The following is a 17,996-nucleotide window of genomic DNA, read 5'->3' as shown; positions in this document are numbered from 1 at the left end:
GAGTTTTCCCGTCTCCGGCGAGACATGTCCAACGCTCGGATGATCGCTCCGGCGCCCTCCCGGACGCCCGCAAATGACCGTCACGCGCGCGCCGACAGCAACCCACAGGACCTGCGCGCAATGCGTGAAACCGGGGATGCGAAGGACATCCCCCGGCCGCAACCGCGCCGCCGGTTTCCGTCCGGAGTCGGTCTGCACGCCAGCACGCGTGGGAAAGTGGAAACTCCGCCGCGGGGTCACGTCGTCTTGCCCGGGCCGCCGGGCGCCCGCTGCCTTGCTGTTGATCATGCCTGCCTCTCCGGCCCTCGAACGGGGCCGTTTATCTCGCGGTCACCATAGCCATCTGGAGGCAGGCCGCGCTGCCGGAATGCCGGGGCGCGGAATTTTCGGGAGAAGTGAGTCTTTTCGGGCACCGTCCGCCGGCGACCCGTTCCGCCGCAACGTAAAACGAAACGGGGGAGCCCCAGGGCTCCCCCGCTCAGACACCCCCAGGTGCCCACCAACAGGGGGTCCACTCATTACACAACCAACGCCACTCGGTAACACACAAAGGGATTATCGAAATAACGCACCCAACACACCTAAGTCACTCGCATCTCACAAAAAGCACACCCCAATACTCACCAAACTCAATGACACAGTAGAACGGCCTCGTGCCGCTTCAACGTCTTGCGCGCCGCGGCATAGCCGCCCTGCCCTTTCTCTGTCGCCAGATCCGGGAACAACGCCAGAATCTCGTCCCGCTGCGCGTTGCCGAGACCGCGCATCGAATGGCTTCCCGGCTGGAAACTCTCGCTCCATGCACCGTTGGCCAGCACCACCTCGTGCTGGTCGAACATGAAGTGGATATAGGTCGTGATCGACGTCCGCAGGCTGCGGATTCCGCGGTTGTCGACCAGATGCTTGGCGGCGATCAGCACCTCGTGGTCGTCGAAGTAGAGCGAGGCGCGATCGTTCGTCACCAGCATGCGGTGATTGGGCGAAACCAGCATGTCTTGCTCCGGAAGCCCGCCGCCCAGGGCGCCCGCCTGGATCAGCACGGGCTGCAAATGCGGCAGGCCACCGAGCTTCGCGTAGTCGATCCGTTTCTGTCCGTACCAGCGGATTTGCTGAACGCCGTTGTCCCGCGTGAGAACCTTGTCGCCCGCGGTCAGCTGCTCCACGAGCTTCTCGCCGGTCGGCGTCGCAATCCGCGTCCCCGGCGTGAAACACGGGATGATCGTCTCGATATTGGTGAAATGCGCGCGACCGGACACGTGGCCACCCGGCGCATCCAGGAATTCCACCGTCCCATCGAACCCGTTGCCGTCGCTGTCGGGGCGGATGTTCACGAGCCTGATCGGCCCGCTGCCGCGCAGGTCAAGCGTGTCCTGATCGACACCCCCCGCGCCGCCCCTGATCACGTCGCCAATATCGACGCCGGTGAACGTGTCCTTGTCGTCGCCGCCGACCATCAGGTCGGCTCCGGCGCCGGGCTGCCCGGCATCACCGATAAAGGTATCGTTGCCCACGCCGCCGAAGGCCTTGTCGCTGCCGGCGCCGCCAATCAGCGTATCGTCGCCCTTCTGGCCAAAAAGAACATCGTCTCCGGCCCCACCGTCGAGAATGTCGTCGCCGGTCCCGCTGTCGTCGATGCCCGGCCCGTCGGACACGTAGTCGTAATGGGCGTTGTCGAACTCGGCACCGGAGGTCCCGAGGTTCACATTGACGATCACATCGTTGAAATCCCGGTCGCCAAGACAGCGCAAATCCTCGAACCCGATGGTGACGGATCCGTCCTCCTCCTCGCCCAGCCCGACCGTATGCAGCTTGCCGTCAGTATTGAGGTCGAGGTTTTCACCGTAGCCCGACGAGAGGAACACACCCTCGGGGCTGACGATGCCGATGCCGAAGACACCGCAGGCGGAATTCACGTCGTACGAGAACGTCTTGCCGACGTCGTCCTTCGCGTTCTCGCTCAGGATGACCAGATGGCTCACATCGCCGCTCTCCGGATCGATCGTGTAGGCGAAGAGCTTGTTCTCGAAATGCGCGTCGCTGTCCGTGATCGTGATTTCCACGGGTCCCGGCTCGCCGAAAGCGCGGTCGCCATAGATCCTGTCGTCGCCCTGCTCGCCGAATACGGTATCGTCGCCGCCGCCGGCAAAGACGATATCGTCATCGGGTCCCTGCCCCGGCAGGATCGCGTCGCCATTGTCGATCCGGTCGCCCTGCGGGTCGCCGTCGTAGCCAAGATCGATGAGATTGTCGGTTTCGTCGCCCTCGACGATCCCGTTCAACCCGTCCTCGCATTCCGGATCGATCGCGAAACAGAGGTTGTCGACCGCCGCGGAGCCCGCGAGCGTGACCTCCATCCGGTAAACACCCTCGGCATCGATCTCCACATCGGCCTGACCGTTGTCGGCGGTGTGCGGCAGCGCGACCTTCTTGATCAGCGTTCCCTCGGCGTCGAAACAGGCAACCGACCCGCCCTCTTCGGTATCCAGAACCCGCAGGCTCTCAACCGCGGCCGCCCTGTCGAAGTCGAACACGAGCGTTCCGCCATGCGCATTGTCGTCGGGGTCGCGCGTATCGCCGTCTTCCGACAGGATCAGCACCTTGTGCAAATTGTGGGTATGCAGATCCCGATCGCCGCCGGTCGGGCGGGCGGTGTCGAAGATCATGGGTGGATGGCTGGCATCCTTGGAGGAAATCTGGACCCCCCATTCCGAATACTGATCCGAAACGAGGGATCCAGCACCAAGGTCATTAAAATCGAGTTCGTGCCTATTCACAGCCGCCCCCAACACACACCACCGGAGAACCGCGGCCACAATCCACCGGTGCAACGCTCCCACTCATCAAAAGGCACTCGCAAGAATACACATCGTCAAATCCGCCAAACAGCGGGTACATATGGCTCCCCCCCTCTCCCGGGTAAAATCCGGGCGTCGGTAAGAAATGCTTCTTTGCGGCAGCCATCAATTCAGTCCACTCACCGTCACTTGTCTCGTCGAAGCCGTCTGAGGCAACGCATGGCCTGAAGTTCGGTACGCGACTGTACGCAGGGTGCCGTGAAACGTGAAACGGGCATGTGACCAAACGGGAGGAAGACGAACGACACACACCGTCCATTCTTCTCAAGCACCCGGCCTGCCCGCACTCGGCGGGCATTCGCACGATTTCATCGTTCCATAACAGCAGCGTTACGCATCTCAGCGCGACCACCCTCGTGGCCAACAGAACATCGCCCCCCCAAGTCGGACAGTCATAGTGTACCCCGCAGCCGGAGATCCACGGAAGGAAAAATGTCCGAAAAGCGGCAGAGCAAGGGCATAACCAAGGGCAAGGTGTATAATTGCGCCTCTCGGCAGAAGTTCGCCCAAAGATTGATTGTTTCCGACACAAAACCGCTCACCGAACCGCGTTTTTCGGATAGTGGCAAGTAATCAGGTCGTTTTAGACGCCTGGCGCGCGCCCGAGCCCAAGCAACCGCCGCACCGACTCGCGGACATCGTTTCCACAACGAGAACAGTGTGTGCGCGAACTCGACCCGATCTGTTTCCTGTCCGTCAACGTAAGTGGCGAGAATGCGGCAAGTTTGGGACGCGCCGAAACCTCACCAATCCGGCGCCTGCGGTCAAAATTGTACGCGAATCTTCCGCTTTCCCCCACCGAATCGATTCGCGGCGGCATGTCTGAGGCCTACGAACCCGCGCCTCCGGGAGGCGCATCGATGGTCGGAAGCCAGGGCTTCAGGTCGACAATCGGCGTGCCGTCGAAGCAGTCCAGCGCATCGATCTCCAGGATGCCCGCATCGAGGTCGATCGCGCGTATCTCGACCGTGGACATCGCCAGCGGGTTCGGCCGGTTGGGCGAGCGCAGCGCGAATGTCCCGCGCGGACCGTCCGCATGTCGTGGCGCCTGAATCAGCAGGTCCCGGCGCGCCCGGTCCATCCAGTAGATGACGATCACCGCCTGGCCAACCGACAAGCCCGTCAGCGCCTTCGCGTATCCCTCGGCCAATTCGATCCGCGCGTGTTCTCCGCTGTCGCGCGCCGCTCCGATGTTTCGCGGGCAATCTCCGGGCGCCCAGGGCGTGCGCACCCGGCCGATGAAGCAGAGCCTTGCCTCCGGCTGCAATGTGGGGCCGCCGGGCAGGCATTCCTCGCCCGGCCGGAGCGCGGGCAGATGGGCGTCGGGTACGGTCATGGGCGCCTCCGGGCGGACAGTTGCCGCTACAGCGTGGCGCCTCCCGCCCAGCCGCACCACGCGCGGAAGGTCGCATGCCGTCAAGTCGGGTTCATCGGCGGCAGGGCCGCCGTGCCGTCCATCCCTGATGGGCCATGGACGCGCGCGGTCCGGACCGCGACGAAGGCCGCGTCGAGGGCGGTCCAATCGGCATCCCGCGGCCCCGGCGCGCCACCGTATTTCGCCGCACCGATGGAATGAAGCGCCGCCGCGAGGCGCCGTTCCTCGTCCGTGCCCTTCCCCGCATCGGCGGGACACCGCGCGTCCCAGCTATCGAGTGCGGTGAACACGCCATGCAGGTCGTGCGCCGAAATGGCCTGGCGCACGCCGTTGGCAGCATGCGCCTCGCTCGCCTCGCGCGCGGCCCGCCGTTCGGAAAGGTAGCTGCGCAATGGCGGCCACGCGAAGCGGCGCAGAAGCCATGCCGCCGCCGCGAGCACGCCCGCCGCGAGCGCCAGCGCGATCACCTGGCGACGTGTCAGACGCGGCTCGCGCGGCGGCGACGGCGCATCCACGGTGAGCGTCGTCCCGGCGACTTCCGCCGTCTCCACCTGCCCCGTATCGACGTTGAACCAGTCGACGGAGATCGCCGGAAGGTCCACGACGCCGCCATAGCGCGCCACGTAGGTCACGGTTTCGGTGCGCTGGCCTGACATGACGCCCCGGTCCTCCCGTTCCGCGACGGCGGGCTCCCTGGCATGCGCCTGAACGGGCTCCGCATTGAGATCGGGGATCAGCGGGGGAAGGAACAGGGGGGACGTGCCCGCGATGGTCGCGGTCACACTGCGCACAACGGCATCGCCGGCGGACAGCGGACCCTCTCCGCCCTCGATATTCTGCTCCAGCGACAGCCCCGTGGCGAGGATCATCGGATCGAGCCCGGCGGCGGCCTCCGGAACGGTGGCGGTCAGCGCAATCGGATCCAGCGCAACCTGCGCGGTCACGGGTTGCGTCGTGTCCGGGTCCGCATAGGTGACGCCGATCTGCTGCGGCGGCAACGCGATCTGGCCCGGAACCATCGGATAGAGCCGGTAGGCGCGCGAAACGCCGGACCACGTCTCCCCGCCGACCTGTTCGCTGATCGGTCCCGAGGCGCGTTCCGGCAGTCGGGTGATCACGTTTGGCAGGTCCAGCGCCGGAAAGGACGGCGGCTGCGGCAACCACGTGGGCACAAGCACCTTCAGCCGCAGGACGGCCGGCTGCCCGACGACGACGCTCGCGGGCTCCAGCTCCGCCGACACGAGAGGTGCCGAGGGCGCGTCGTCCACCGGTGCCTCCTGCGCAATCGCCATTGCCCAGAGGCATAGCCCGAATGCACACCCGATGCTGCGCACGACCACCCCGTTCATTCCGAAGCCTCCCCGGCCGCATTCTCCTGCAGGAACCGCTGGCGTAGGAAATCGCCCATATCGGTGTCGACCGACCGCATCCACTGGTCCGCCGTCTGGAAATCCGCCTGCGCTTCCTCCTGCGCGTAATCCTTCTGGGTCTCCGCGCCGCGTTGCGCCTCGTTGTCGAAGACCACGTCATCGGCGCCGATCCCGGCCTCCTCGCCGGTGTCGCTTTGCTCGCGGGCGGTCTCCACGAAGTCGAGGATGGCCTTCGTCACCTCCAGGTTCCACGCCGCTTCCGGGAAGTCGGGCTGCAATTCGAGCGCCCGTTCATAGGCGGCGATGGCGGGGCGGTATTCGCGGTTCCGGGTACGCGCCATTCCCTCGCCGAACGCTGCCGCGGCGGTATCCAGTCGGGCATAGACATCGGCCGCGGCGGGGTATTGCCCGGCGCGGAACATCGCCTGCGCCCGCCACATGGGATCGAGGAAAAGCTCGCCCGCACGCGCGAAATCCTTGTTCCGATAGGCCATCATGCCTTGCTGGTCCGGGGTGAAGAACCAGTCGACAGGATCGGCGCGCGCGGGCGCCGCGCCCCCCGCCCCCAGCCCGGCCGCCAGCAGCAGCGCCCATCGCATTGTCCAGCCACGGCGGAACCACAGCAGGAAGAGCGGCACGACCAGCCAGCCGAGCATCCAGCCACGGTCGTCCCAGTCGAGCCGCTCGTCACCCAGAAGCGCCGCCCGATACGCGGATTCCGCCGCCCGTTCGATCTGCGCCAGATCGGAGTCGTCCGCGGTCAGCCGGATCACGCGGTCGGGTGGGATTTGCGACAATGCCGCGCCCGGATCGCCCTCGGGCGCGACCTGCAGAAAGAGCACCGGCGGGCCATCCGCATCCGCATCCGTCTCCGCGAAGGCGGCCGCATCCGCGCTGTTCAGCGCATCCAGCACGAAGAGGATCGCGCCGGGCGTTTCGGAACTGGCGAGGTCTTCCCGTGCGAAGGCGAGCGCGGCGGTCGCGTTGTCACCGGGCACCGGCATGACCTCCGGCGACAGGGCTTCCAGCATCGCGCGCAGGATATTCGGGTCATCGGTCAACGGCGCGACCCGGTGCGCCGTCCCGGCATAGGCAATGAGGGCCGTGCGGGCGCCGGCGCGGCGGTTGACCAGATCGAGTATCTTGAAGCGCGCGCGTTCCAGCCGGTTGGGCGGCACATCCGGCGCCTGCATCGACTCGCTCACCTTCAGCGCCACCACCAGGGGTGCGGTCTGCGCCAGGAGCGGGTTGGGAACGCGGCTCCATGTCGGGCCGGCGGCGGCCAGGATGGTCAGGCAGAGCGCCAGCGCGACCCCGTCAATCGCGTAGATCCTGCGCGCACCTCCGGCGCCAACGGTCAGGGCCTCCGCCAGATGCGGTGCGATCCCGGTGGGCGGCTTCTCTCCCGCGGTCTGCCGGCGGCGCACGCGCCACCAGATGAACGCCACGACGGGTAGGAGCAGGCACCAGATCGGGCGAAGCAGGTGCAAGGCAGCGATGGCGTCGAGGACCCTGTCCATCATGCCACCCGTGCGCGCGTCGTGACGGCAAGCCAGGCAAGTCCAAGCGTCACGATCACTGCCGCGCTGGCAAAGGCCACCCAGGCAAGCGGCTGCTTGGGCTGGAAGGTGACGGTCTCCGTCAGACGCGGATTCAGTGCCTCGATCTCGTCGTAGACAGCCTCCAGCCCGGCCCCGTCCGTGGCGTAGTAGAAGGCGCCACCGGCGCGCGTGGCAATATCCTCCAGCGCCTCAAGGTCCACCTTGTCGTCGCCGGAGCCGTTCGGGTCGCCCACCCCGATGGTATAGATGCGCACGCCCTCCTGCGCCGCGATCTCGGCGGCATTCACCGGCGACATCCGGCTGGAGGTGTCCGCCCCGTCGGAGAGCAGCACCAGCAGGCGCTGATCCACCTGAGACGTCTCGAAGGTCCGGATCGCGAGGCCGATGGCATCGCCGATGGCCGTATCCGGCCCCGCCATGCCGACCGCCGTGCGGTCCAGCAGGGTGCGGACGGAGTCCAGGTCCTCCGTGAAAGGGGTCTGGACGAAGGCGCGGGTGCCGAAGACGATCAGCGCGATCCGGTCGCCCTGCCGGGCCTCGATGAAGTCGCCCACCACGTCCTTGACCACCTGCAAGCGCTGTTGCGGCGGCCCATCCGGAACCGCCATGTCTCGGGCGTCCATCGAGCCCGAGAGGTCTACCGCCAGCACCATGTCGCGCGCGGACTTCTCGACCACCATCTGCTGGCCTAGCAGTTCGGGCCGCGCCAACCCGATGACAAGCAGAACCCAGCCGACAATCGCCAGCGCCATCTGCAACCGCCTGCGCCGCAGCACCTGCGCCCCGGGTTTCGGCTCCAGACCCGCAGCCTGCGTGATCTGCCGAAAGAAGGGAATCCGAATTCCCGTGCTGCGCTCGCGATATGGCGGCGCGAACCGCCAGACCAGCCAGGGCGCGGGCAGCAGGACGATGGCCCAGGGAAAGGCGAAGGCGAGCGTCATCGCCGCGCGCCTTCCGGCCGGTGCCGCCGCACCCAGGTCTGGGCGATGAGCCCGAGCGCCGGGTCGGGCGACCGGGGCTTGTAGGGACCCTCCGTCAGCGCACGCCGGCTGGAGGAATCGATGCCCATATCCGGGCAACGTTCCCTGAGAAAGGCGATCCAATCGCCGCCGGTAAGGGAGGCCACGTCGCGCCGGGGATAGGCGACCAGCGCGGTGCGCCGCAGGATGGCGGCAATCTCGGCCGGATCGTCTCCCGACGCCTGCAGTTCCGCCAGGGCCGCGCGCCGGTAGGCATTGGCCTGCCAGTGCCGCCACCGCCGCCACGCGATCCAACCGATGAGCAGGGCCAACGCGAGACCGAGCCAGATCCAGCCGCCGGTGGCCGGCCACATGGAAATGGGCGCGGGTTCCGGGATCGGCTTGAGCATATCGAGCAGCTCGACCAGGTTCTTGCCATCGGTTTGGGGCAGATCCGCCATCAGCGCCCCCCCGGAAGCCCCATCAGGCCCCGTATCTGTGGCAACGTCGGTTGCCCGGACGACAATGGCAGCACCGGGATACCGTACTTGCGGGTCCACTCCATCACCCGGCCCATGCGCCGGCCCACCACGCTTTCGATGCCGATCCGGGTTTCGTCCGCACGCGCGTCGAGTTCCACTTGCAGCTGTCCGTCGGAGGCGACGAAGCGGAAATCCTCCGGCAAGGTCAGCCCGGTGGGGTCGGCGATTGGAAAGAGGATCACGTCGTTGTGGCGTGCGAGCCGCTGGACGAGTTTTTCCGTCCGGTCGTCCGCCTCGTCGAAATCGCTGAAGACGAGGATCATCATCCCGGTTGTCGCGATCCGGGCGGCCGCCTCCAACGGCGTGTTGAACGGTTGCGGTTGCGCCACGTCCAGTTCGGCATGGAGCGCGCAATTGGCCCGCGCAATCGCCGCCAGCAGCCGGTTGAGTGCGGCATCGCCGGATTTCGGGCGCAGCTCGGCAATGCGGTCGTCACCAAAGACGATGCCGCCGACCCGGTCGCCCTGTTTTCGGATACGGTGCGCGGCAAGGGCGGCCGCCTCGGCGGCGGTCACCGATTTCATGTTGAGTACCGTCCCGAAAAACATCGACATGCGCTGATCCACCAGCAGCAGCGCCGGGCGGTCGCGTTCCTCGGTGAAGACGCGGACGTAGGGCTCCCCGGCCCGCGCGGTCACCTTCCAGTCGATGGTGCGGGGGTCGTCGCCGATCTGGTAGCCCCGCAATTCCTCGAAATCGAGCCCCCGCCCCCGGAGCCGCGAGGCATGGCGCCCGTTGAGCGCCGAGCGCGCCGGCTGGCGCGGCAGGAACGTCACTTGCCGCGCCGCGCCGGCGAGCCGCCGCAGATGGTCCAGATCGGTGTGGATACGCGGATCGGGCACCATGCGCCGGGCCTCAGGGCAACGCCGTGAGTGTCACGACCTCGTCGATCAGCCGGTCGGCGGAGATCCCGTCGCCCTGGGCCTCGTAACTGAGCGCGATCCGGTGGCGGAACACGTCGTGGACAATGGCGCGCACGTCGTCGGGGTCCACGTAGTCCCGCCCGTTCAGCCAGGCATGCGCCCGCGAACACTTGTCCAGCGCCAGGCTGCCGCGCGGGCTCGCGCCCACCTCGATCCAGCGCGCCAGATCCTCCGAAAGCGCCGCCGGTGTCCGTGTCGTCTGCACGAGGTCGGCCATGTAGCGATCCATGGCGTCGGAGACATGGATCTGCCCGATCTCGGCGCGCGCGTCGAACACCGCCTGCTGCGGGATGATCGCGGGCTCCGGCGCGCCGCCGCCGTTGCTTGTTCCGGCGGCGGCCTGTTCCTCGCCGCGCACCAGCCGGATCACCTCCACCTCGTCCTCCACCGGCGGATAGGTGATCTGCACATGCATCAGGAACCGGTCCATCTGCGCCTCGGGCAACGGATAGGTCCCTTCCTGCTCAATCGGGTTCTGGGTGGCCATGACGATGAACAAGGGCGGCATCTTGTGGGTGGTGCCGGAAACCGTCACCTGCCGCTCCTCCATCGCCTCAAGGAGCGCCGCCTGCACCTTCGCCGGCGCACGGTTGATCTCGTCGGCCAGCACGATATTGGCGAAGATCGGTCCCTGCTCGAAGCGGAATTCCGAGGCGCCGCCCGACTGGTGATAGACCTCCGTTCCGGTGACATCCGACGGCAGCAGGTCCGGCGTGAACTGGATACGGGAGAAATCCGCCTCCAGGTTCTTCGCCATCGCCTTTACCGCGCGCGTCTTGGCGAGCCCCGGCAGACCCTCGATCAACAGGTTGCCGTTGGCCAGAAGGCCGATCACCAGCCGTTCGATCACCTCGCGCTGGCCGATGATGGACAGGCCCATGCGTTCCTGCAGGGCGATGATCTGCTCACGTGCGGTCATGAAACCTCCTCCATTCTGCGCGACGCAAGCCGGGCGCGCGCCGGACCGGCGGGCTGGCGCATCACTCTTCCGCCGGGAAGATCACCGCCCAATCCCTTGCCATATCGGCAAAATACCAGCCGCGCGCGTCGCCTTCGTCGAGCCCGCGGTTGAGCACGCCGATGTGACCCTCGCGGTCGTAGGCCCACTCGCGCTCACCGTCCGTATGATGCACGTAAAGGCCGAAGGACGGCCCCTCGCCCGACGTGGTCCATTCCAGCATCTGGAAATCGCCGTCCGAATTGCCGCCGGCAAAGATCGGGCGCTTGCCGATATGGTGGTTGATCGCCACCGGCTTGCCCGCCTTGTCGTCGTTGAAGAAGAGGTCGGGCTGCTTCATCAGCATCGGCGTCCCCTCGGCGACGTATTCGGACACCAGCGACGACCCAACGACCTGGCTCGTCGGGATGTTATAGGCGTCCTCCGAGAACACGCGGATGAAATCGATGCCGCCGCCCGAGACGATGTAGGTCGCGAATCCTTCGTCCCGCAGGTATCGCAGCAACTCCAACATCGGCTGGTAGAGCATTGAATCGTATGGCCTTCCCGTCGTCGGGTGCGTGGCCGTATCGAGCCATTCGGCAACATTGGCCTTGAAGTCGGCCACGCTCATGCCGGAATGCGCCGCCGCCAGCACTTCAAGCAACCCGTCCTTTCCGGTCGCCAGCAGCGCCTCGATATCCCGGGCCGCCGCCGCCTTGAGCGCGTCGGAGCTCAGCGCCGCCGGGTCTGCCTCTCCCATCTTCGCGACCTGATCGATCGCGAAGAACAGCTGGAAATAGGCCGGCTGCTCGGCCCAGAGCGTGCCATCGTTGTCAAAGACAGCGATCCGGTCCGCTGGTGTCACGTAGTCGCCGGAGGCCGGGTCGGTGACGGTTTCGACGAAGGAAATGATCGCGGACTTGGTCTCGCCCGCGTTCCAGGAGGGCAGCGGATCGGCGAGAAGCGGACTGGCCGCCATCAGCAGAACGCCGGAGAAATGTATAGATTTTAACACCTTGGACCTCGTTCATCTGCGGGGGCATGTTTGGACAAGGCCGGCATGACCCGGCCAAGTCCCGAATTGAGGGATCACTGGTTCCCCTGCGACCCCTTGCTCATCTGCTCCATCACGTTGTCGAGGTTGAAGCTGCCGGGTTTCTGGCGTGGTGGAAACTCCTGAAAGCTTGCCAGCCACTCGGCCACATAGGCCGACGCCGGCGCAATCGCGAACATGCGCTCCACCCACCAGCGCTGGTAGCCCATGGCGTCCTCTTCCTCGGCCCGCTCGAACGGGTCCATCCGCAGGTTGGTGAGCGACGGCGCGCGCAGCACCTCGAAGGCCGTTGTCCAGACCTTGTAGCCATGCTCCGGCTGCTTGAGGAAGGTGACCTTCCAATCGTCGTAGCGCAAGGCCGCAACGGACCCGTCGTCCGTCCAGTAGATGAACTCGTGACGCGGCCACTCCGCCTCGCCGCGCAGCGCCGGGCCAAGGTCGTAGCCGTCCAGGTGAACGTTGTATTCGCGGCCGATGGCCTGCACGCCGCCTTCCAGAAGCTTCGCCTTGATGTCGGGCTCGCCGGCCGCGGCCAGCATCGTCGGAAGCATGTCTTCGTGCGCGGCCATCTCGTTGACGACGGTGCCCGGCTCGATCATGCCCGGCCAGCGGATCATCGTGGGCACGCGGAAGCCACCTTCCCACTGCGTGTTCTTCTCGCCCTTGAACATCGTGGTGCCGCCATCGGGCCAGGTGAAAGTCTCCGCACCGTTGTCGGTGGAGTACATCACGATGGTGTTGTCGGTGAGGCCAAGCTCGTCGATCTTGTCGAGCAACTGGCCCACGTGCATGTCGTGCTGCTGCATGCCGTCGGCATAGATGCCGTATCCGGTCTTGCCGTCCCATTCCTCGGGGAGATGGGTGAAGATGTGCATGCGCGTGGAATTCCACCACACGAAGAACGGCTTGCCCTGCGCGTGCGCGCGGTCGATGAAGTCGAGCGCCGCCGCGGTGGTCTCGTCGTCCACCGTCTCCATACGCTTGCGTGTCAGCGGCCCGGTATCCTCGATTGCTCCGTCGGCGGAAGATTTGATCACGCCGCGCGGCCCGAAATTCTCCCGGAACTCCGGGCTCTGGGGATAGTCGGGGTTCTCCGGCTCTTCCTCGGCATTGAGGTGATAGAGGTTGCCGAAGAACTCGTCGAACCCGTGGTTCGTCGGCAGCATCTCGTCCCGGTCGCCCAGGTGGTTCTTGCCGAACTGGCCAGTCATGTAGCCGAGCGGCTTCAAGAGGCCCGCGACGGTGGGGTCTTCCACCATCATGCCCTCTGGGGCACCGGGCAGGCCGACCTTGGTCAGACCCGTGCGGATCGGCGACTGGCCAGTGACGAAGGCGGCGCGGCCGGCGGTACAGCTTTGTTGCCCGTACCAATCCGTGAACAGCGCGCCTTCCTTGGCCAGGCGATCGATGTTGGGCGTCCTGTACCCCATCATGCCGTGGTTGTAGGCGGAGGTGTTGAACTGACCGATGTCATCGCCCCAGATAATGAGGAAGTTCGGCAGGTCGCTTTCCTGAGCCGTGGCCCAGCCCGCTGCGATGGAGAGCGCAGCCGTCGCGACGAGCCCTTTCATCGTTATCGTTCCGCGATAGCGCATATGATTTCTCCAGGTTGAAAGTTCGCTTTTCGATGCTGCGAACGAAGACAATGCATTTGTGCGAAATGCTTCGTAACACGACCACGAAATAAGCTCGCGCCCCCGCGAATATGGGCGGGGGCGCGTACAGACGCTTAGACTATTGCGCGCCGCCCGGTTGAGACAGCTTCTCCATCACCTTGTCGAGGCTGAAGGAGGCCGCTTCCTGCCGCGGCGGGTATTCCTTGAACGTCTCAAGGAACTGCGCCACGTAGGCCTGCGCAGGCACCAGCATGTAGGCACGGTCGATCATCCAGTCGTAATAGGTGTTCGACGTGCGATAGGCGCGTTCATAGGGATCGCGGCGGATGTTGGTGATGAGCGGCACGCGCAGCGGCGTCAGCGGCTCCATCCAGGCACGGAACGTGCTCCACGCCTTTTGCTCCAGGAAGGTGATTTTCCAGTCCCGGTAGCGCAACGCGGCCAGATCACCGTCATCGGTGAAGTAGAAGATCTCGTTGCGCGGGCTCGCGTCCGTCTCGCCGGTCAGCAGCGGCAGGATGTTGTAGCCGTCGAGATGCACGCGGTAGTCGCGGCCTCCGCCGACCTCCGCGACGGTGATGCCGCTGAGCAGGTCTTCCTTGACCGTGTCGTTCCCGGCAGCGGCCAGGAATGTCGGCAGCCAGTCCATGTGATGGACGATTTCGTTGACCACTTCGCCCTCGGCGATCTTTCCGGGCCAGCGGACCACCGCCGGCACGCGCCAGCCGCCTTCCCACTGGGTGTTCTTCTCGCCCCAAAACGGCGTCATCGCGGCGTCCGGCCAGGTATTCATGTGCGGGCCGTTATCGGTCGAGTAGAAGACGATCGTGTTGTCGGCGATGCCCATCTCGTCCAGCTTGTCGAGGAACTGGCCGATGTGCATGTCGTGTTCGATCATGCCGGCGGTGTATTCGTCCACGGACTTGCCGACGATCTCGTTCGCCTGCTGGCGCATCTCTTCCTTCACATGGGTCCGGAAATGCATGCGCGTGCCCGACCACCACACGAACCAGGGCGTGTTGGCAGCTTCCTGACGCTCGATGAAGTCGATGGCCGCGGCAACGGTCTCGTCGTCCACGGTTTCCATGCGCTTCTTCGTCAGAGGACCGGTATCCTCGATGGCGCCGTCAGCGGAGGACTTGATCACGCCGCGCGGTCCGAAGTTCTCGCGGAACGTGGAACCGTCGGGCAAGACCATGTCACCCGGGTAATCCTCGTTCTCCGGCTCTTCCTCGGCGTTCAGGTGATAGAGATTGCCGAAGAACTCGTCGAACCCGTGGTTGGTGGGCAGATGCTCGTCACGGTCACCGAGGTGGTTCTTGCCGAACTGGCCGGTGGCATAGCCCTCGGCCTTCAACAATCCGGCAATGGTCGGATCCTCGACCTGCATGCCTTCCTCAGCGCCGGGCAGTCCGACCTTGGAGAGCCCGGTACGGAACACCGACTGGCCCATGATGAACGAAGACCGGCCGGCGGTGCAGGATTGCTCCCCGTAATAATCGGTGAAGATCATGCCTTCGTCGGCGATCCGGTCGATATTTGGCGTGCGATAGCCCATCAGCCCCATCGTGTAGGCCGAGATGTTGGACTGGCCGACGTCGTCGCCCCAGATGACGAGAATGTTCGGCTTGTCGTCCTGCGCGGCGGCAAGACCAGCACTGAGAAGGAACGTGCCAGCGACGGCAACGCTCCGCATCGTCCAGGCGGACGTTTTCAAAGTCATGGATTTGTTCTCCCTGTTCACGTCGCAAACAAACGCGAAAAAACACACCAACAAATGCCTCGGAGGAGCGTAGCACCGATACAACACACGACAAGTACGCAATATCTCCCTATTGGCGGCGGACCGGGCGCGGCGCGCCCCTAGCGGTTTCTCCTGCATATGATTTTCGGCCGCTGTCCGCGCGCTTGATAGCCTGCGGGATTCGAACTAATCCCATCATATGAGCACATTACCCGATGATTTTGGTTCGATATGCGAAACAACCGGCCCCGTTGCCCCGTTTCTGGCGCGCGGCTGGCTTTCGACCTGCCCGCCCGCCTTCAGACGGGAAATCCTGGCCGCCGGACGCCCCGTCCGATTCGAAGACAACGAGACGATTTACGCCGTGGGCGACCCGCCCGACGGGCTCCACGGTCTCGTCTCCGGCACGATCCAGATCGAGATTCCCGGCGACCATGGCGAGTCCATCCTCATGCACCAGGCCGAACCGGGCTTCTGGATCGGCGACCTTGCCCTGTTTTCGAACGCGACCCGGCTTGTCGGACTGACGGCGCGCGGCGATGTCTCGACCTTCTTCGTCGCCGCCGACCGGCTGCGGGCCATTGTCCGGGCCAACCCGGAGTGGATCGAGCACCTCTACGCGCTGACCCATGCGAACATGGCGACAGCGCTGCGCCTGCTGGCCAACCTCGCGGTGAGCAAATCGGAGCCCCGAATCGTGCAACGCCTGCTTCTGCTCGACGAGCAGGCCGGCAAGTCCGACGGCTGGATCCGGGTGTCTCAGGAGGACCTGGCGCTGTTGACGGCGGTTTCCCTGCCGACCGTGCAGCGCGTATTGCGCCGTCTGACCGATGCGGGTCTGGTCGAGGTCGGCTATGGCCGGTTGCGGACCCTGGACCGACTGGCGCTGGCGGAACACGCGCGGTTCTAATCGACGCCATTCGCGCGCGCGACGCTGGCCACCTCCCGCCTCTGCGCGGTATGGTGGTGCGAACGCAAGCGAGGGGGCATTCATGGCACGTGACGGATCGCGGCTCGGAGCCGCGTTCTTGGGCAGTCTTGCCGTCCTTCTGACCCTGGCCACCGTCGCCAGCGGGCAGCAGTCCGATGCGGCCCCGGAGACCGGCGACGCCGAAAGCCCGACCTACGTTGGAAGCGACTCCTGTTTCGACTGCCACGCCGCCGAGACCGACGACTGGACAGGCTCGCACCACGACCTTGCCTGGACGGAACCCACGCCCGACACGGTGCTCGGCGACTTCGCGGATGCGGACTTCACCCACCGCGGGGAGACCACGCAGTTCACCCGCGAGGGCGACACCTATTATATCGAGAGCCTCGGCGCGGACGGCCAGCCCACCCGGTGGCCTGTCGCCGGCGTGATCGGCATTGCGCCGCTCCAGCAATATTTCGTCGAAACCGAACCGGGCCGCCAACAGAGCTTCGACATCCCGTGGGACACCGTGGAGAAGCGCTGGTACCACATGTATCCCGACGACCACCTGCCCCCGGGCGACGGGTTCCACTGGACCGGCCCCTACAAGACCTGGAATTCGCGCTGCGCCGAATGCCACGCCACGGATTACACCCGCAACTACGACACCGCTGAACGAAGATATGCCAGCACCTACAGCGAGATCGGCGTGGGCTGCGAAGCCTGCCACGGCCCCGGCTCGGCGCATCTGGAATGGGCCGCGATGGAAGAGTCCGGGGGGAACTATTCACCCGCCCCGGGCATGAGCGCGATGGGCCTCACCATCGACTTCAGCCGCGGCGATCCGGAAACGGAAATCCAGCAATGCGCGTCCTGCCACGCGCGGCGCGGTCCGTTGCTGGACGGCACACCGGTTCCGGGCACGCCGTTCCACGAATCCTATCGGCTCTCCACCCTGCGCGCGCCGCTCTACCACGCCGACGGGCAAATCCGTGACGAGGTCTATGTCTACGGCTCCTTCCTGCAATCGAAAATGTACGAAAAGGGCGTGACCTGCTCCGATTGCCACGATGTCCACAGTGCCGAGCACCATGCAGAGGGCAACGGGGTCTGCCTGACCTGCCACTCCCCGGCCGGCAACCCCGATTTCCCGTCGTTGAAGCTCGCGGAGTACGACACGCCGGACCACCATTTCCACCCGGTCGACAGCGACGGCGCGCAATGCGTCTCCTGCCACATGATCGAACGCGTCTACATGGGCATCGACGGCCGGCACGACCATTCCTTCCGCGTGCCGCGCCCGGACCTGAGCATCGCCACCGGTGCGCCGAACGCCTGTACGGATTGCCACGCCGCCGAAGGTCCCTACTGGGCGCAGGAGGAGTTGGAGAAGCGGTTCCCAGACTCGGCGCACCGCGGCCCGCATTTCGCCACCGCCTTCGCCGCCGCGCAGCAGGGCCTGCCCGACGCAAGCGAAAACCTCGCAGATATCGCCGAGGCCGCCAGCCTTCCCGCAATCGTCCGCGCCACGGCGCTCGAACTGCTGTTGCCTGAGGCCAGCCCCGAACTGGCCGGGCGACTGGCCAGGCTGCTGGAAGACCCCGACCCGATGGTGCGGGCGAACGCGATACCGTTGCAACGTGCCGCGCCGCCCACCGACATGGTCACGCGGCTGTTGCCGCGGCTGGAAGACGCCTCCCGCGTCGTCCGCATCGCCGCCGCGCGCGAGATGCTTGCGGCCCCGGTTGCGCGGCTCCCCGATCGCCACGCCGCCGCCCTCGACACTGCGATGGGAGAATGGCAGGCCTCCCTGTCGGCGACATCGGATTTCCCCGAAACCCAGCTCGTTCTGGGTGGTATCGCGCTGACCACGCGCAACCCGGAAGGCGCGCTCGCGGCATTCCGCGAAGCGGTGCGAATGGACCCGCAGCTTGTCCCCGCCTGGTCGATGATCGTGCGCCTGAAGGCGGCCATGGGCGACGAGGCCGGCGCCCGCAAAAGCCTCGACAGAGCGCTCAGAAACGTACCGGACGACCCGGGGTTGGCGGCATTGGCCGCGCAATTCCCCTGACGACCCGGCCGCATTCGGCGGGCGCCGCCCCGCCGTCGCTGGGCCACCCTTGGACATCGCCCCGCGCCGCCC

The 17,996-nt window shown here is 65.8% G+C and carries 13 protein-coding genes; 2 read left to right on the top strand and 11 right to left on the bottom strand.

What is annotated here, in order from left to right:
* Positions 1-629: 629 nt before the first annotated feature.
* The 11 genes from ARC39_RS06030 to ARC39_RS05980 form a co-directional block, all read right to left on the bottom strand.
* The gene (locus tag ARC39_RS06030) at positions 630-2,663 is read right to left on the bottom strand and encodes a Hint domain-containing protein (protein WP_068111491.1); all 2,034 of its coding nucleotides are present in this window, start codon (positions 2,661-2,663) and stop codon (positions 630-632) included.
* 1,021 nt (positions 2,664-3,684) lie between these two features.
* Positions 3,685-4,191 carry a tRNA (N6-threonylcarbamoyladenosine(37)-N6)-methyltransferase TrmO gene (tsaA, locus tag ARC39_RS06025; RefSeq protein ID WP_068111488.1) on the bottom strand — a complete coding sequence of 169 codons (507 nt, stop codon included), beginning with the start codon at positions 4,189-4,191 and terminating at the stop codon, positions 3,685-3,687.
* Positions 4,192-4,271: 80 nt separating this feature from the next.
* Entirely contained in the window at positions 4,272-5,579 is a 1,308-nt protein-coding gene (locus tag ARC39_RS06020; RefSeq protein ID WP_068111485.1) for a BatD family protein, read from the bottom strand.
* Positions 5,576-7,123, bottom strand: coding sequence for a VWA domain-containing protein (locus tag ARC39_RS06015; RefSeq protein WP_068111481.1), 1,548 nt, complete (start codon positions 7,121-7,123; stop codon positions 5,576-5,578). Before ARC39_RS06015 ends, ARC39_RS06020 begins: the two co-directional genes overlap by 4 nt.
* The gene (locus ARC39_RS06010) at positions 7,120-8,103 is read right to left on the bottom strand and encodes a vWA domain-containing protein (RefSeq protein WP_068111478.1); all 984 of its coding nucleotides are present in this window, start codon (positions 8,101-8,103) and stop codon (positions 7,120-7,122) included. The genes ARC39_RS06015 and ARC39_RS06010 overlap by 4 nt, the downstream gene beginning before the upstream one ends.
* Entirely contained in the window at positions 8,100-8,582 is a 483-nt protein-coding gene (locus ARC39_RS06005) for a DUF4381 domain-containing protein (RefSeq protein ID WP_068111475.1), read from the bottom strand. Before ARC39_RS06005 ends, ARC39_RS06010 begins: the two co-directional genes overlap by 4 nt.
* Positions 8,582-9,508, bottom strand: coding sequence for a DUF58 domain-containing protein (locus ARC39_RS06000; protein WP_068111472.1), 927 nt, complete (start codon positions 9,506-9,508; stop codon positions 8,582-8,584). Before ARC39_RS06000 ends, ARC39_RS06005 begins: the two co-directional genes overlap by 1 nt.
* A gap of 10 nt (positions 9,509-9,518) precedes the next feature.
* On the bottom strand, positions 9,519-10,505 hold the full coding sequence (locus ARC39_RS05995; RefSeq protein WP_068111467.1) for an AAA family ATPase: 987 nt from the start codon (positions 10,503-10,505) through the stop codon (positions 9,519-9,521).
* A 61-nt stretch (positions 10,506-10,566) separates the two neighbouring features.
* Positions 10,567-11,505, bottom strand: a complete 939-nt coding sequence (locus tag ARC39_RS05990) for an HAD family hydrolase (protein ID WP_068111464.1) — start codon at positions 11,503-11,505, stop codon at positions 10,567-10,569.
* Positions 11,506-11,615: 110 nt separating this feature from the next.
* Positions 11,616-13,175, bottom strand: coding sequence for an arylsulfatase (locus ARC39_RS05985; RefSeq protein WP_149866325.1), 1,560 nt, complete (start codon positions 13,173-13,175; stop codon positions 11,616-11,618).
* Between the two features lie 139 nt (positions 13,176-13,314).
* Positions 13,315-14,892 (bottom strand): arylsulfatase, encoded by a 1,578-nt coding sequence (locus ARC39_RS05980; protein WP_068111718.1) that lies wholly within the window; start codon positions 14,890-14,892, stop codon positions 13,315-13,317.
* A 247-nt stretch (positions 14,893-15,139) separates the two neighbouring features.
* On the opposite strand from ARC39_RS05980, the gene ARC39_RS05975 reads away from it, so the two are divergent.
* A complete protein-coding gene (locus tag ARC39_RS05975) occupies positions 15,140-15,850 on the top strand; it encodes a Crp/Fnr family transcriptional regulator (protein ID WP_068111462.1) in 711 nt (236 codons plus the stop codon).
* Positions 15,851-15,932: 82 nt separating this feature from the next.
* Complete coding sequence (locus ARC39_RS05970; RefSeq protein WP_068111459.1) at positions 15,933-17,924, top strand: multiheme c-type cytochrome; 1,992 nt, start codon at positions 15,933-15,935, stop codon at positions 17,922-17,924.
* The last annotated feature ends 72 nt before the right edge of the window (positions 17,925-17,996 follow it).

The sequence above is a fragment of the Tropicimonas marinistellae genome (assembly GCF_001509585.1).
Taxonomy (GTDB): domain Bacteria; phylum Pseudomonadota; class Alphaproteobacteria; order Rhodobacterales; family Rhodobacteraceae; genus Tropicimonas; species Tropicimonas marinistellae.
Note: the sequence above shows the minus strand (reverse complement) of the source record. Positions and strands in the feature narration are given on the sequence as shown.

What these genes read in the sequence shown, in the direction of transcription:
- ARC39_RS06030 (WP_068111491.1), bottom strand. Translation starts at nt 2,663, where the DNA reads ATGATCTTCGACACCGCCCGCCCGACCGGCGGCGATCGGGATCTGCAT.
- ARC39_RS05970 (WP_068111459.1), top strand. Translation starts at nt 15,933, where the DNA reads ATGGCACGTGACGGATCGCGGCTCGGAGCCGCGTTCTTGGGCAGTCTT.
- ARC39_RS06000 (WP_068111472.1), bottom strand. Translation starts at nt 9,508, where the DNA reads ATGGTGCCCGATCCGCGTATCCACACCGATCTGGACCATCTGCGGCGG.
- ARC39_RS05975 (WP_068111462.1), top strand. Translation starts at nt 15,140, where the DNA reads ATGAGCACATTACCCGATGATTTTGGTTCGATATGCGAAACAACCGGC.
- ARC39_RS05990 (WP_068111464.1), bottom strand. Translation starts at nt 11,505, where the DNA reads ATGGCGGCCAGTCCGCTTCTCGCCGATCCGCTGCCCTCCTGGAACGCG.
- ARC39_RS05985 (WP_149866325.1), bottom strand. Translation starts at nt 13,175, where the DNA reads ATGCGCTATCGCGGAACGATAACGATGAAAGGGCTCGTCGCGACGGCT.
- ARC39_RS05980 (WP_068111718.1), bottom strand. Translation starts at nt 14,892, where the DNA reads ATGCGGAGCGTTGCCGTCGCTGGCACGTTCCTTCTCAGTGCTGGTCTT.
- ARC39_RS05995 (WP_068111467.1), bottom strand. Translation starts at nt 10,505, where the DNA reads ATGACCGCACGTGAGCAGATCATCGCCCTGCAGGAACGCATGGGCCTG.
- ARC39_RS06020 (WP_068111485.1), bottom strand. Translation starts at nt 5,579, where the DNA reads ATGAACGGGGTGGTCGTGCGCAGCATCGGGTGTGCATTCGGGCTATGC.
- tsaA (WP_068111488.1), bottom strand. Translation starts at nt 4,191, where the DNA reads ATGACCGTACCCGACGCCCATCTGCCCGCGCTCCGGCCGGGCGAGGAA.
- ARC39_RS06010 (WP_068111478.1), bottom strand. Translation starts at nt 8,103, where the DNA reads ATGACGCTCGCCTTCGCCTTTCCCTGGGCCATCGTCCTGCTGCCCGCG.
- ARC39_RS06005 (WP_068111475.1), bottom strand. Translation starts at nt 8,582, where the DNA reads ATGGCGGATCTGCCCCAAACCGATGGCAAGAACCTGGTCGAGCTGCTC.
- ARC39_RS06015 (WP_068111481.1), bottom strand. Translation starts at nt 7,123, where the DNA reads ATGATGGACAGGGTCCTCGACGCCATCGCTGCCTTGCACCTGCTTCGC.